Genomic DNA, 13,959 nt, shown 5'->3' on the forward strand with positions numbered 1-13,959 from the left:
ATTAAAGTCGATCAAGCGGGGTGTGTTAGCGCTTTGGAAGGCGCGCCCGGTCCCGACGCGGGACTCGACCCCCGGCCAGCGTCCGCCTGTCGCCCGATCGGTGCGCGGCCCTTGCGCAGAACGCCAGCCGCGATAGACACCCGGGATGGACCGTATTCTCATTCGCGGCGGCAATCGCCTGTCCGGGCGCTTGCCCATCTCCGGCGCGAAGAACGCCGCGCTCACGCTGATGCCGTGCGCGCTGCTGACCGAAGAGCCGCTGACGCTGCGCAATCTGCCGCGACTGGCGGACGTCGATGGCTTTGGTCACCTGCTCAACCAGTTGGGTGCGTCGACCGCGATCCAGGGCACGCGGCCGGAGGATTTCGGCCGGGTAATGACGATCCGCGCGGGCAACCTCACCTCGACCGAGGCGCCGTACGACATCGTGCGGAAAATGCGCGCCTCGATCCTCGTGCTCGGGCCGTTGCTCGGGCGTGGCGGCGAGGCGACGGTATCGCTGCCGGGCGGCTGCGCGATCGGCAATCGCCCGATCGATCTTCATCTGCGCGCTTTGGAAGCGATCGGTGCCGAGCTGGAGATGGCGGCGGGCTACGTGAAGGCGATTGCGCCGGGTGGGCGCCTGCCGGGCGGACGTTTCCGCTTCCCGATCGTGTCGGTCGGCGCGACCGAGAACGTCGTGATGGCGGCAGTGCTCGCCAAGGGCACGTCGGTAATCGAGAACGCCGCGCGCGAGCCCGAGATCGTCGACCTCTGCAACTGTCTGGTCGCGATGGGCGCGTCGATCGACGGGATCGGCACCGAGACGCTGACGATCGAAGGCCGCGATCGGCTGCACGGCGCGACCTATGCGGTGATGCCCGACCGGATCGAGGCGGGTAGCTATGCGTGCGCGGCGGCTATCACCGGTGGCGACCTGGAACTGGTCGGCGTGGCGATCCCGGACATGGGCGCGACGATCGATGCGCTGGTCGAGGCGGGCGTTTCCGTGACGCCGACCAAGGACGGCGTGCGGATTGCGTCGGACGGCAAGCTGAAGCCGCTGACGCTGTCGACCGCGCCTTACCCGGGTTTCGCGACGGACATGCAGGCGCAGTTCATGGCGATGCTGTGCAAGGCGGATGGCGCCAGCGTGCTGACCGAGACGATCTTCGAGAATCGCTACATGCACGTGCCGGAACTGGCGCGGATGGGCGCGGATATCCAGGTGCGCGGGCGGACCGCGGTGGTGCGCGGCGTCGACAAGCTGGTTGGCGCGCCGGTTATGGCGACGGATCTGCGGGCTTCGATGAGCTTGATCTTGGCCGGGCTTGCGGCGGATGGCGAGACGTCGGTGGGCCGGGTGTACCACCTCGATCGTGGGTATGAGCGGTTGGAGGAAAAGCTGAGCGCGGTGGGTGCGGATATCGAGCGCGCCAGCGACGGGTGATTGTGGCGGGGGCGTCGGTGGAACGGGGGTAGCCCTCTCCCCTCCGGGGAGAGGGTTGGGTGAGGGGCGCCAGGGGCGACAGCGTTTGGAACTGCCCCTCACCCCGACCCTCTCCCCGGAGGGGAGAGGGAGTAGGATGCCAGGCTTTTGCGGTGGCATCCTTGCTCGCCGCGGACGCTGTGGGGTTCGGTCTAGGCGGCGCTACCGTTTCTCGTTCCCCCGCGAAGGCGGGGGCCCAGGATCAAGCAAGACCGTCGTCGGTAGTCCGGTAGACATCTACTCAGCGCCGCCGGCAAAGCCGCCGTCGGACGGGTTCGGTGAACCGACCCGCCGGCCGTGCCGGGCGCTGCCCGCTCGCTCCGCTGCGGGCAACGGCCGCGCTTTGCGCCGCCTGCGCCTGTCAGTACATGTGCTGACCACCATTGATGCTCAGCGTAGACCCGGTAACGAACCCACCTTCCTCAGAGCACAGGAACGCCACGCCGCGCGCGATCTCGGTAGCCTGGCCCAGCCGCCCAACCGGGATCTTGGCCACGATCTTCTCCAGCACGTCGGCAGGCACCGCCGCCACCATGTCCGTATCGATATACCCCGGCGCGATCGCGTTGACCGTCACGCCCGCGCGCGCGCCTTCCTGGGCGAGGGCTTTCGTGAAGCCGTGGATGCCGGACTTGGCCGCAGCATAGTTCACCTGGCCGTACTGCCCGGCTTGTCCGTTGATCGAGCCGATGTTGACGATCCGCCCCCATTTGCGCGTGCGCATGCCGGGGAACACCGCCTTGGCCATGTTGAAACAACCGCCAAGATTGGTGTCCATCACCTCTTTCCAATCTTGGTACGTCATCTTCAGGATGGTGCCGTCGCGGGTGATGCCGGCGTTGTTCACGACGATGTCGACGTCGCCCAGATCGGCGGCGACCTGCGCGCAGCCGGCCTGGCACGCGTCGTAATCGGCGACGTCCCACTTGTACGCCTTGATCCCGGTGCGCTCGGTGAATTCGCGCGCGCGGTCATCGTTGCCGGCATAGGTCGCAGCGACGGTCAGGCCCATGTCCTGCAATGCGAGACTGATCGCTTCGCCGATTCCGCGCGTACCACCGGTTACAATTGCGACGCGTGCCATCAGTCTCTCTCCTCAGTGTTTTGCCGAAGGCTAGCCAGCCCGCACCCATCCTTCAAGCTCGCGCGCCAAAATGCTGCGCAACATTTCCACGCCGACCGGGCTGTCGTTGAGGCAGGGGAGATAGGCGAAGTGCGTCCCGCCGGCTTCCTCGAAGCTCTCGCGCCCGCGGATCGACAGTTCCTCGAGCGTCTCCAGGCAATCGGCGGAGAAGCCCGGCGCGAAGATCGCCACCTTGGTCTTACCCGCCTTGGCGAGCGCGACGAGCGTCTCGTCGGTCGCCGGCCCCAGCCACTTCTGCGGCCCGAACCGCGACTGGAACGCGATCGTCAGCTCGCGCTCCATGCGCTCGCCGAGCAGTCGCGCGGTCTTCTGGCAATGGCAGTGATACGGATCGCCCTGCTGCAACGTCCGCTTCGGCATCCCGTGGAAGCTGGCGACGATCGCGTCCGGCGTAAAATCGAGCGCGGAGAGCCCCTCTTCAAGCGAGTCCTTCAGCGCGTCGATATAGAGCGCGTCGTCGTAATAGGGCGGCAGCGTGCGGATCGCCGGCTGCCAGCGCAGACCGGCGAGATGCTTGAACGCCTTGTCGTTCGCGGTCGCAGTCGTTGCTGCGCAATATTGCGGGTAGAGTGGCGCGAGCAGGATGCGTTCGCAGCCCGCCGCCTTCATCGCGGTCAGCCGGTCCGAGATCGACGGATTGCCGTAGCGCATCGCCCAGTCGACCAGCACCTCCGGCCCGAACGAATCCTTCAGCGCGGCTGCCTGCAACCGGGTGATCGCGGCGAGCGGCGAGCCGTCCTCGCGCCAGACCTGCGAATAGGCGTGCGCGGACTTCTTAGGGCGGGTGTTGAGGATGATGCCACGCAGGATCGGCTGCCACGCGATCTGCGGGATTTCGACGACGCGCGTATCGGACAGGAACTCGCCGAGATAGCGCTTCACCGATTTCGCATCGGGGCCATCGGGCGTGCCGAGGTTCATGAGCAGCACGCCGATCTTGGGTTTCGGAATCGGGGGGTGATCGGGGGGCAGGGTCATGGCGCTGGTCTTAAAGGCAAATTGCGGATGCGGAAGCCCGTTGACGCATAGAGCGCGTTTGCGATCGCCGGCGCGACCGCGGGGACGCCGAGTTCGCCGACGCCGCCGGGGACCTCGTCGCTGCGGATGACCTCGACGGTGATGTCGGGCGTGTCGGCGAGGCGGGGCAGGCCGATCGTGTCGAACCCGCGCGCGTCGGCGAGGCCGCGGGTGAAACCGGTCGAAGCGCCGAGCGCGGCGGCCATGCCGAAGATCAGACCGCCCTCGATCTGCTGGCGGACGATGTCGGGATTGATCTGCGCACCGCAATCGACCGCGGCGACGAGGCGGTCGACCACCGGGCGCTGGTCCGCGCCCAAGTGCGCCTCCGCCATGACGGCGATGTAGCTCCCGCGGAAGGCGTGGGCTGCGATGCCTTGGCCGCTGCCGGCGACGCCGCCGTCCCAGCCGCCGAGCGCCGCAGCGGTCGAGAGGCAGCGTGCGAGCCGCGGTTCGCCGCCAAGCATGGCGATGCGGAACGACATCGGTTCGGACTGAGTGGCGCGCGCGAGTTCGTCGAGGAAGCATTCGGTGAAGAACGCGGTGTAGCCATGCGCGCCGCCGCGGAGGTAGCCGGTCGGGACGCCGATCTCGGCGGGGTGGTGCTCGATCGCGTAGGCGGGAATGCGATAGACGGGCGTCGCGCCCGCGACGGCGTAGCGATCGCCCTTGACGCCGATCAGCGCGGCTTCGGTGGCGAGGCCCGGCATCATCCGGCGTGCCATCTCGGCGCCGGTCGAGGGGGCTGCGATGTTGGCGGACCAGCCCATGATCGCGCCGTTGGGGGCGAGCCGTGCGGCCATCTTCGCGACGGCGGGTGGGCGGTAGTGATCGTGGAGCGAATCTTCGCCGCGCGACCAGACGAGGCTGACCGGGCGTCTTAGCTTTACCGCCAGCACCGCCGCTTGTTCGGCGACGTCGTGTTCGAGCGCGGCGCCGAACGATCCGCCGATCAGCATCGGATGGACGATAACGGCGTCTTCGCTGAGGCCCGCCGCGCGCGCTGCTGCCGATCGCGCGAGCCCTGGCGCTTGCGTCGCGAGCCAGAGTTCGAGGCGGCCGTTGGAGAAGGACGCGGTTGCGCTGCGGGTTTCGATCGCCGCGTGCAGGCCGAGGCCGGCGCGATAGGTTGCGGTGACGAGCTTGGCGCCCTGGAAGGTTGCGGCGACATCGCCCGCGGACGCCATCTGTGTGCCGGGACGGGCTAGCGCGGCGGCGAGTGCTGCGTCGATCGACCTGGTATCGGGGAGCGGGGCGTCGTTCTCGAATCGCGGTGCGAGTGCGTCGAGCGCCTTTTGTGCGGCCCACCCTGTCGTCGCGACGGCCGCGACCCAGCGCGGGTTCTCGACCACCGACAGAACGCCACGGATGCGGTCGGCGGCGGCGCGGTCGACCCTAGTCAGGCGACCGCCGACCGGGCCCTGGCGGATCGCGGCGTGGACCATGTCGGCGAGACGGATGTCGCCTGCGAAATTGGCCGAGCCGTCAACTTTCGAGGGGGTGTCGAGGCGGGGGACCGATTTGCCAACAAGCTTGCCGGCACCCTGGATGCCGAGCGGTAGCGGATCGGGAAGGGTGAACTTCGCGGCCTCCTCGGCAAGTTCGGCGAAGCGGATGCGCTTGGCTTGGTACGTGCAGAAGCCGGCGTCGACGTTGACCTGCGTCCAGTCGGCGTCCCATCGCTTGGCCGCCGCCATGCAGAGCAGCGCGCGGGCGCCTGCGCCGGCCGCTCGGCAGGCTTGCTCGAACACCCGGATCGAGCTCGATCCGCCGGTGAGCATCGGTGGCTGCGGGGTGCCGTCTGGGAGGCGGTCGAACAGGCCTTCGAACAGGTCGTGCGTGCCGATTGGGTTGGCGTAGAGCGGATTGAGCGGGGCGGGCTCGACGCCGATCGTGCGCCAGTCCGCGCCGAGCTCGTCCGCGACGATCTGGGGGAGGGTGGTGTAGACGCCCTGGCCGTGCTCGACCTGCGGGACGGCAACGGTGACGTGCCCGTCGGTGCCGATTTTGAGCCACCCGCCGAATGGGGTTTCGCCGGGGTTGGCGACGAGGTTTGGGGCGTAGCTGCGCGGCCAGAGACCCCAAGCGACGACGAGCCCGATCCCCGCGCCGCCGCCGACAAGTATGCTGCGCCTGTTGATCATCGGTGCGCTCTAATCTTTCTCTCCCACGGGGAGAAGGTGGCGCGAAGCGTCGGATGAGGGGGAGTGGGTCTCCGGGATGGCGCCGGGAGTCTCACTGCCCCTCACCCTTCCGTCGCCTTCGGCTCCTCCCTCCCTCTCCCCGGCGGGGCGAGGGAATTACGCCAACGCTCGGTATGTTGCCTTGAGCGAAACCTTGTCGATCTTCTCCGTCCCCAACCTCGGCAGCGGCTCTTCCGAAATCCAGATCCGCTGCGGTATCTTGAATGCGGCGATGTGCTGATGGAGGAACGCGGTCAGGTCGCCCGGGGTCAGCGTTTCGCCGTCCTGTGGCACGACCACTGCGCCGGGGACCTCGCCGAAGCGCTCGTCCGCCAGCCCGAACACGGCGGCCTCGGCGACGGCTGGATGCTCGTACAACGCCGCCTCTACCTCCTGGCACGAGATGTTCTCGCCGCCGCGGATGATGATGTCCTTCTTGCGGTCGACGATGAACAGGTAGCCGTCTTCGTCGAGGTAACCGATGTCGCCGGTGCGGAAATAGCCGTCCGACGTGAACGCCGCGGCGGTCGCGTCGGGGCGGTTCCAATATTCCTTGAAGTTACAGATCGTACGGATGCAGACCTCGCCGCGCTGGCCCTGGTCGACCGGGGGGCCGGCATCATCGAGGATCGCAAGGTCGACCAACGGTGCGCTGGCGCGTCCCGCGGAATTGGGTTTGGCGAGATAATTGCCGCGCCAGTTGCCGGTGCCGACCGCGTTCGTCTCGGTCAGGCCGTATCCGATCAGCGGCGCGCTGCCGCCCATCTCCTCGCCGATGCGGCGGACGTGATCGACCGGGCGGGGTGCGCCCCCCGCGGCGAAATCGGTGACGGTCGACAGGTCGTAATTGGCGCGGTCGGCGTGGTTGAGGATCTCGAAGCTCATCAACGGCACGCCGACGAAATAGGTAACGCCCTCCGCCTCGATCAGCCGCATCGCCTCGCCCGCATCCCATTTCGGCATCAGCACGAGTTTGCGCCCCATTGCGAAACTCTGGAGGAACACGGGAACCTCGGCGGTGACGTGGAACAGCGGGATCGTCAGCAGCGTGACCGGTTGCCCGACCGGCGGATTGCCTTGCGCGGTGGCGATTCCGACCATCATCATCGCTTGGCCGAGATAGTTGAAGATACCCTGCACGACCGATCGGTGTTCGGAAAGCGCGCCCTTCGACTGGCCGGTCGATCCGCTCGTGAACAGGATCGTCGCGTGATCCTCGGGCCCGAGCGGCGGCAGGCCAGCGGTGCGGTCGTCCTTCGCGAACACCGGCGCGAGCGCCGCATCGAGAGCGCGCGAGTCGTCGATCTCGACCACCGGCGCAGTCAGTCCGGCGATCTGCGCGAGCCGCTTCACGCGGGGCGGATCGGCGAAGACGAGCGTGCAATCGACCTCGCCGATCGCCGCCTCCAGCTCTTCCGACTGCCACCAGCCATTGAGCAAGGTCGCGACGCCGCCCGCCATGACGATGCCCATGTAAAGTATGATCCACGACGGCGAATTGCGCATCGCGATGCCGACTCGGTCGCCTTGCGCGATCCTATATCCGCCGACGAGGGCGCGGGCAGTGCGTTCGGCGGCGGCGTAGACCTCGCCGAACGTCAGGCGTTCATCGCCCGAGACGAGGAAGACGGCGTCGCGATGCTCGTTGGCGTAGTGCGCGAAATAGTAGCTGAGCGCGGGCGGGGCGGCGGCGATCGTCGGCAGCGTGACGCCGAACCGCTCGACCGATCCGAGCGCGAGCATCCCGTCGGGCGCGGTCAGCGCGGCCATCGTCGAATCCATAGCTAGGTCTAGCTCGGTCCGCATATCGCTCTCCTACTGTGGGCTTATCGCCCTTGGTCTTATCAAGTCCGGCCTTTATGCAGGGGCGAACGCGTGGGGAAAAGCCTTTGATCCTGTCGACCATCACCGCCGCTGCGGGCGCCGTAGCGCCTGCCGTCGGCAGTCACATCCGCTTCGAGGATCTCGGGTTGCATCCCGACGTCTTCTCGATCGGGTTCTTCACGCTGCGCTGGTACAGCCTCGCCTATATCGGCGGGATCCTGCTCGGCTGGTGGTATCTGCTGAAGCTGCTCGCCCAGCCCGGCGCACCGATGGCGCGGCGGCATGCCGACGACCTCGTATTCTACGCGACGCTCGGGATCATCCTCGGCGGGCGGCTCGGCTATGTGATCTTCTACGCGCCGGAGATGTTCCTGCATCCGTTGCGGATCTTCCGGCTGTGGGACGGCGGCATGTCGTTCCACGGCGGGGTGATCGGCACGTCGATCGGGTTGATCCTGTTTGCGCGGAAGCACCAGCTCAACTGGTTGCGCGTGCACGATTATATCGCGTGCTGCGTGCCCTTCGGACTGTTCTTCGGGCGACTGGCGAACTTCGTGAATGGCGAGCTGTGGGGCAAGCCGACCGACGTCGCGTGGGGTATCATCTTCGAGCGCACCGTGCCGTTCGGTATGGTCGAGCCGGCGCGGCATCCGAGTCAGCTGTACGAGGCGGGGCTGGAGGGCATCGTCCTGTTCGCGCTGCTGTGGTTCGCGTTCTGGAAGACCAAGGCGCGGTACGATCCGGGCAAGCTCGTCGGGTTGTTCGTGCTGGGGTACGGGATCGCGCGGTTTACCGTCGAGTTCTTCCGCGAGCCGGATTCGCAGCTGCGGGCGTTTGCCGAGCATACCGGGCTGCACATGGGGCAGTGGCTGTGCGTGCCGATGATCGTCGGTGGCGCGTATCTGGTCGCGACGTCGGCCAAGCGGCGCGTGCGGGTCGAGTCGATCGCGGGGACGGCGAGCGTCGCCTGACTCCCCTCCCGCTTGCGGGAGGGGGTGGGGGAGGGCATGGCCGCAAATGTCATGGCCAACGATAATCCAGCCCCTCCCCTAACCCCTCCCGCAAGCGGAAGGGGGATAGATACCGCCCTCCCGGAACGCCTCGCCCGCGCGATTGCGCTTGCGGGTCCGATCCCCGTTGCGCAGTATATGGCGGCGGCGAACGCGCACTATTATGCGACGCGCGACCCGTTGGGGGCGGGGGGCGACTTCACCACCGCGCCCGAGATCAGCCAGATGTTCGGCGAGCTTGTCGGTTTGTGGTGCGCGGATCTTTGGGATCGCGCTGGCCGCCCGGATGTGGCGTGGGTCGAGCTCGGGCCTGGCCGCGGGACGCTTGCTGCCGATGCCGCGCGGGCGATGGCGAAGGCTGGACTGGAGCCTCCAGTGCATTTCGTCGAGACCAGCCCGGCGCTACGTGCCGCGCAGGCCGAGCGCGTGGCGGACGCGACGTGGCACGACGCGGTCGACACCCTGCCGACGGATCGCCCGCTGATCGTCGTCGCCAACGAGTTCTTCGACGCGCTGCCGATTCGGCAACTCGTGAAGCGCGAGCAGTGGCACGAACGGCTCGTCGCGGCGCAGGACCTGCTGTTCCTGCCGATCGCGGGCAAGCCGCTCCCCGACGCGGTGATCCCCGAGCCGTTTCGGGACGCGCCTGCAGGCTCGATCCTCGAAACCTCGCCTGCTGCCGTGACGATCATCCGTGGTCTCGCCAAGCGAATCGCCGCGCAGGGCGGTGCGCTGATCGCGATCGACTATGGCTATGAGGGGCCGGCGCTCGGCGACACGTTGCAGGCGGTGCGCGGGCATGCGTTCGCCAATCCGTTCGAGGCGCCGGGCGAGCATGATCTGACCGCGCATGTCGACTTCACCACGCTCGCTGCGGCTGCCCAAACGGAGGGCGCGGTCGCGTGGGGGCCGGTGACGCAGCGCGACCTGCTCGGTGCGCTCGGCATCGATTCGCGGACGTCGGCACTCGCCAAGGCGTCGCCTGCGCGGGCGGAAGCACTGGCGGCGGATCGGAGGAGGTTGATGGACGACATGGGTACGCTCTTCAAAGCGCTCGCGATCACCGCGCCGACTTGGCCGACCCCGGCGGCGTTTGCATGATCGCCTATCGCGATGCCGTGACCGCTGATGGCGCAGAACTCGCCGCGATGGCGAAGCGGTCTTTCACCGACACGTTCGGTACGCTGTATCGGCCCGAAGACCTCGCCGCCTTCCTCGACCAGGCGTTCGGCGACACGGGGTTGCCGGCGCAACTCTCCGACCCTGCCTTCACGGTACGCGTAGCGGTGGACGAATCGGGTGAGATCGTCGGGTTTGCCAAGATCGGACCCGTCGCATTCCCTGGCGACTGGCCGGCGACGGCGATCGAGCTGCACCAGCTCTACGTGCGCGGAGACCAGCATGGCGCGGGTGTCGGCCCTGCGTTGATGGACTGGGCGATCGATGTTGCGCGCGCCGCGGGGCGGACGGAGATGATCCTCAGCGTGTATGTGGATAATCACCGGGCGCACCGGTTCTACCAGCGTTACGGCTTCGTCGAGATCGGGCGGTATGTGTTCATGGTCGGCGAGCAGCCTGATGATGCCCGGATCATGCGGCTGAAGTTGTGAGGGTCGTTACCTTTGAGGAGCGCCACCCCGGCGGAGGCCGGGGCCCAGTTGGCAAGGTCTTGGTAACGGCGCGTTGCCCGTCGTCAGCATCGTCCCCCAACTGGGCCCCGGCCTGCGCCGGGGTGGGGGCACTGTTTGATGTTGGGTGATCTGATATGACTATCGACGTGATCCGCGCGAAAGCATTTGGCAAGATCCCGCATGGCTTTTTCGGCCGGCGTGGCGGCGTCTCGACCGGCGCGTATGCGAGCCTTAACGTCGGTATCGGTTCTGACGACGATCCCGCCGTCATCGGCGAGAACCGTCGTCGTGCGACCGAAGCCGTCCTCCCAGGTGCGAAACTTGTCGGTTTGTATCAAGTCCATTCCGCCGACGCGGTCACCGTGATCGAGCCGTTCGACGACGCGATCCGTCCGCATGCCGATGCGCTGGTCACCAACCGTCCCGGCCTCGCGCTCGGCATCCTCACCGCGGACTGCGCACCCGTGCTGTTCGCCGACGGCCAAGCCGGTGTCGTCGCGGCGGCACATGCCGGCTGGAAAGGCGCGCTCGGCGGCGTCACCGATGCGACGATCCTCGCGATGGAGGCGATCGGTGCGCACCGCGACCGGATCGTCGCCGCGGTCGGGCCGTGCATCGCGCGCGCCAGCTATGAGGTCGACGACGGCTTTATCCGCCGGTTCTGCGAGGCGGATCCGGAGAACGAGCGCTTCTTCGCGGACGGTCGCGCCGTCGAGAACAGGGGCGATCATTACCAGTTCGATCTGGAGGCCTATGTCGTCAGCCGGTTGGCGGTCGCTGGGATCGGTCGGATCGAGGCGCTCGGGCTCGACACCTACACCGATGACGATCGCTTCTTCAGCTATCGCCGCGCGACCCATCGCGGCGAGCCCTCCTATGGGCGCCAGATCAGCATAATCGGTCTGTAATAGGGGCCTATAGCGGGTCCCAAATCCCGCACCGCTCGTTTAGGCTCCGCACATCGGCCCGCGCCAGACGGGCCACGCAGGAGCTTATTGATGTCCGATACCCCGAATAACGCCGGCGCAGTACCCGCCGAAACCGAAGCCGACCTGACCGGCGTAGCGGCACGCGTCGCGCCGAAGCCCGAGGTCGAGAAGATCGGCGGGCGCAAGCTGAAGCCGTCGACGCTGATGATGGGCCATGGTTACGACCCCGCGCTGTCGGAAGGCTCGCTGAAGCCGCCGATCTTCCTTACCTCGACCTTCGTGTTTCCCAACGCGGCCGCCGGCAAGCGTCACTTCGAAGGCGTGACCGGCAAGCGTCCGGGCGGTGCCGAGGGCCTCGTCTATTCGCGCTTCAACGGGCCGAACCAGGAGATTCTCGAAGATCGCCTCGGCGTCTGGGAAGAGGCGGAGGACGCGCTCGCCTTCTCGTCGGGCATGTCGGCGATCGCGACCCTGTTCCTCGCGATGGTCAAGCCGGGCGACACGATCGTCCATTCGGGGCCGTTGTACGCGGCGACCGAGACGCTGATCGGCCGCGTGCTCGGCAAGTTCGGCGTGAAGTGGCTCGACTTTCCGGCGGGTGCGACTCGTGAAGAGATCGATGCGGTGATGACCGAGGCGGCGACCGGCAACGTCGCGCTGATCTATCTCGAAAGCCCGGCGAACCCCACGAATGCGCTGGTCGATGTCGAAGCGGTCGCGGCCAGCCGTGACGCGATCTTCAAGGGTGAGAAGCCACCGATCGCGATCGACAACACCTTCCTCGGGCCGCTGTGGTTCCAGCCGCTCAAGCATGGCGCGGATATCGTCGTCTACTCGCTGACCAAGTATGTCGGCGGGCATTCGGATCTGGTCGCGGGCGGCGTGCTGGGGTCGAAGGAGCATATCAACACGATCCGGACGATGCGGAATACGATCGGGACGATCACCGATCCGAATACCGCGTGGATGTTGTTGCGATCGCTGGAGACTCTTGAACTGCGGATGAGCCGTGCGGGCGAGAATGCGGCCAAGGTCTGCGCTTTCCTTCGTCACCATCCGAAGGTCGAGCGGGTCGCGTATCTCGGCTTCCTCGAGGACGAGCCGGGCATGGAGCGGCAGGCGGACATCTATCGGCGCCATTGCACCGGCGGCGGTTCGACCTTCTCGCTGTATCTCAAGGGCGGCGAGCGCGAGAGCTTCGCGTTCCTCGATGCGCTGAAGATCGCCAAGCTGGCGGTGTCGCTGGGGGGGACGGAGACGTTGGCTAGCCATCCTGCGGGCATGACGCATCTGTCGGTGCCCGATGCGCGGAAACAGGCGCTAGGAATCACGGATAATCTCGTCCGAATCTCGATCGGGGTGGAGGATCCGGACGATCTGATCGCCGATTTCGAGCAGGCGTTGGACACGATCTGACTAGATACCGATCATAGTTCCTACTTCCTTGTTCTCCCGCGAAGGCGGGAGCCCAGTCTGGGTCCCCGCCTTCGCGGGAGAACAGGAGTGGGAACTGAGTTTTGCGGCCCTAGGTTGGCGGGTTTAGGGTGAAGTCTTCGCCGTGACCCGCTAGCATCCGGCCGATGCCGATCTTTACCCCTATCCCGCAGCACGAGTTCGTCGCTGCAATCCACATCCTCGCCGCCAAGCTGGTCGAGGATACCGCGTGGAACCCCGATTACATCATCGGCATCGGCCGTGGTGGACTCGTGCCGGCGGTGTTCCTCAGCCATGCGATCGGGTTGCCGACGCTGTCGGTCGATTATTCGAGCCAGGTGAAGGACTTTGCCGACGAACCGCTGGTGAAGCTGGCCGCGCGGACGCGAGAGGGTGAGCGGCTGCTGTTTGTCGACGACATCAATGATTCGGGGCGGACGATCACGCATCTGCGTGGTGCGCTGGCAGCAGCGGGGGCTGTCCAAGGATCGGTGCGGTTTGCGACGTTGATCGATAACGTCAGTTCGGCCGAGCGGATCGAGTATTGTGCGCGGACGATTGACCGAGGGGTGACGAAGGACTGGTTCGTGTTTCCCTGGGAAGCGGTGGCGCCCGATGCGGCGATCGCCGAGGATGCAGCGGCAGTGCCAGAGCGGATCGCTTAGGTGGCGGACGAACAAAGGGCCGGCTTCCAAACGGGAAGCCGGCCCTCGCCCTCGATACGCTACGCGAGGGAACTGGGAAACTGGTGTGGCTCGAACGGGAAGGACGTCGGCAAAGCCGTCGTCAGTCGGGTCAGGCTAGGCGCCTGCCCGCCGTCCGCGCCGGCGGTTGCTCGACCGCTTTCGCGACGAGCACCGGCCCGACCGTTGCCGAACTTACCGCCGGCAATACCGCGGATTATCCGACTTATCGATCGCGTTGCCGGCCAGGCCGCCACCGGCCGCGCCGAGGACTGCGCCAAGCGTCCGGTCACCACGACCGGCGATGGTGTGACCGAGCAGGCCGCCGGCGAGGGCGCCGATGATCGTGCCGCCGGTGTTGTCGCACCCGCGACGGCTGCGTGCGTTGTAATTGTAGCGGCGATCGTTGCCGCGATACTCGCGGTAGCCACGGTCGTAGCCACCGTCGCGGTAGCCACCACCCTGATAGCCATCGTAGCCACGCTCGTAGCGCGAGCCCCAGCGCTGCGCATCGGCGGCGGCGGGAACGAGGGCGGTCGCACCCAATGCGAGGGCACTGGCGGCGAGTGTAAAAGTCTTGAACATCGTGCGTCTCCCGTTGGGGATTTCGGCGGCGGCGGGGGCCGTGCTTCCATC

The 13,959-nt window shown here is 67.0% G+C and carries 12 protein-coding genes; 7 read left to right on the forward strand and 5 right to left on the reverse strand.

The features are described 5' to 3' along the window. Nucleotides 1-145 precede the first annotated feature (145 nt). Complete coding sequence (gene murA / locus O6Y00_RS14255) at nt 146-1,429, forward strand: UDP-N-acetylglucosamine 1-carboxyvinyltransferase (protein WP_307087686.1); 1,284 nt, start codon at nt 146-148, stop codon at nt 1,427-1,429. Between the two features lie 400 nt (nt 1,430-1,829). On the opposite strand, the gene phbB is transcribed toward murA, so the two are convergent. From phbB to O6Y00_RS14275, 4 genes are all read right to left on the reverse strand, one after another. Next, entirely contained in the window at nt 1,830-2,552 is a 723-nt protein-coding gene (gene phbB, locus O6Y00_RS14260; RefSeq protein ID WP_056066403.1) for an acetoacetyl-CoA reductase, read from the reverse strand. Between the two features lie 30 nt (nt 2,553-2,582). After that, on the reverse strand, nt 2,583-3,590 hold the full coding sequence (gene hemH, locus O6Y00_RS14265) for a ferrochelatase (RefSeq protein ID WP_353443243.1): 1,008 nt from the start codon (nt 3,588-3,590) through the stop codon (nt 2,583-2,585). Then, nucleotides 3,587-5,773, reverse strand: coding sequence for a xanthine dehydrogenase family protein molybdopterin-binding subunit (locus tag O6Y00_RS14270; RefSeq protein WP_353443244.1), 2,187 nt, complete (start codon nt 5,771-5,773; stop codon nt 3,587-3,589). The genes hemH and O6Y00_RS14270 overlap by 4 nt, the downstream gene beginning before the upstream one ends. 156 nt (nt 5,774-5,929) lie before the next feature. Continuing rightward, nucleotides 5,930-7,618 carry a class I adenylate-forming enzyme family protein gene (locus O6Y00_RS14275; RefSeq protein ID WP_353443245.1) on the reverse strand — a complete coding sequence of 563 codons (1,689 nt, stop codon included), beginning with the start codon at nt 7,616-7,618 and terminating at the stop codon, nt 5,930-5,932. A 53-nt stretch (nt 7,619-7,671) separates the two neighbouring features. On the opposite strand from O6Y00_RS14275, the gene lgt reads away from it, so the two are divergent. The 6 genes from lgt (at nt 7,672) to O6Y00_RS14305 (ending at nt 13,305) form a co-directional block, all read left to right on the forward strand. After that, nucleotides 7,672-8,607: a prolipoprotein diacylglyceryl transferase gene (gene lgt / locus O6Y00_RS14280; RefSeq protein WP_056053401.1), complete on the forward strand. Its 936-nt coding sequence runs from the start codon at nt 7,672-7,674 to the stop codon at nt 8,605-8,607. Between the two features lie 51 nt (nt 8,608-8,658). Further along, nucleotides 8,659-9,747: a class I SAM-dependent methyltransferase gene (locus O6Y00_RS14285; RefSeq protein ID WP_435368635.1), complete on the forward strand. Its 1,089-nt coding sequence runs from the start codon at nt 8,659-8,661 to the stop codon at nt 9,745-9,747. Continuing rightward, nucleotides 9,744-10,256 carry a GNAT family N-acetyltransferase gene (locus tag O6Y00_RS14290; protein WP_353443247.1) on the forward strand — a complete coding sequence of 171 codons (513 nt, stop codon included), beginning with the start codon at nt 9,744-9,746 and terminating at the stop codon, nt 10,254-10,256. The genes O6Y00_RS14285 and O6Y00_RS14290 overlap by 4 nt, the downstream gene beginning before the upstream one ends. Nucleotides 10,257-10,411: 155 nt before the next feature. Next, entirely contained in the window at nt 10,412-11,185 is a 774-nt protein-coding gene (gene pgeF, locus O6Y00_RS14295; RefSeq protein ID WP_353443248.1) for a peptidoglycan editing factor PgeF, read from the forward strand. A gap of 90 nt (nt 11,186-11,275) precedes the next feature. After that, on the forward strand, nt 11,276-12,622 hold the full coding sequence (locus tag O6Y00_RS14300; protein ID WP_353443249.1) for a cystathionine gamma-synthase family protein: 1,347 nt from the start codon (nt 11,276-11,278) through the stop codon (nt 12,620-12,622). Nucleotides 12,623-12,786: 164 nt separating this feature from the next. Beyond that, entirely contained in the window at nt 12,787-13,305 is a 519-nt protein-coding gene (locus O6Y00_RS14305; protein WP_353443250.1) for a phosphoribosyltransferase, read from the forward strand. Nucleotides 13,306-13,518: 213 nt separating this feature from the next. On the opposite strand, the gene O6Y00_RS14310 is transcribed toward O6Y00_RS14305, so the two are convergent. Then, on the reverse strand, nt 13,519-13,908 hold the full coding sequence (locus O6Y00_RS14310; protein ID WP_353443251.1) for a glycine zipper 2TM domain-containing protein: 390 nt from the start codon (nt 13,906-13,908) through the stop codon (nt 13,519-13,521). Nucleotides 13,909-13,959: the final 51 nt, after the last annotated feature.

The sequence above is a fragment of the Sphingomonas faeni genome (genome assembly GCF_040407565.1).
Taxonomy (GTDB): Bacteria; Pseudomonadota; Alphaproteobacteria; order Sphingomonadales; family Sphingomonadaceae; genus Sphingomonas; species Sphingomonas faeni_F.

Bases quoted from the DNA above. Each gene is read 5' to 3' on its own strand.
- hemH (WP_353443243.1), bottom strand. From the start codon at position 3,590: ATGACCCTGCCCCCCGATCACCCCCCGATTCCGAAACCCAAGATCGGC.
- O6Y00_RS14275 (WP_353443245.1), bottom strand. From the start codon at position 7,618: ATGCGGACCGAGCTAGACCTAGCTATGGATTCGACGATGGCCGCGCTG.
- pgeF (WP_353443248.1), top strand. From the start codon at position 10,412: ATGACTATCGACGTGATCCGCGCGAAAGCATTTGGCAAGATCCCGCAT.
- O6Y00_RS14305 (WP_353443250.1), top strand. From the start codon at position 12,787: ATGCCGATCTTTACCCCTATCCCGCAGCACGAGTTCGTCGCTGCAATC.
- O6Y00_RS14300 (WP_353443249.1), top strand. From the start codon at position 11,276: ATGTCCGATACCCCGAATAACGCCGGCGCAGTACCCGCCGAAACCGAA.
- O6Y00_RS14310 (WP_353443251.1), bottom strand. From the start codon at position 13,908: ATGTTCAAGACTTTTACACTCGCCGCCAGTGCCCTCGCATTGGGTGCG.
- O6Y00_RS14285 (WP_435368635.1), top strand. From the start codon at position 8,659: ATGGCCAACGATAATCCAGCCCCTCCCCTAACCCCTCCCGCAAGCGGA.
- O6Y00_RS14290 (WP_353443247.1), top strand. From the start codon at position 9,744: ATGATCGCCTATCGCGATGCCGTGACCGCTGATGGCGCAGAACTCGCC.
- O6Y00_RS14270 (WP_353443244.1), bottom strand. From the start codon at position 5,773: ATGATCAACAGGCGCAGCATACTTGTCGGCGGCGGCGCGGGGATCGGG.
- phbB (WP_056066403.1), bottom strand. From the start codon at position 2,552: ATGGCACGCGTCGCAATTGTAACCGGTGGTACGCGCGGAATCGGCGAA.
- murA (WP_307087686.1), top strand. From the start codon at position 146: ATGGACCGTATTCTCATTCGCGGCGGCAATCGCCTGTCCGGGCGCTTG.
- lgt (WP_056053401.1), top strand. From the start codon at position 7,672: ATGCAGGGGCGAACGCGTGGGGAAAAGCCTTTGATCCTGTCGACCATC.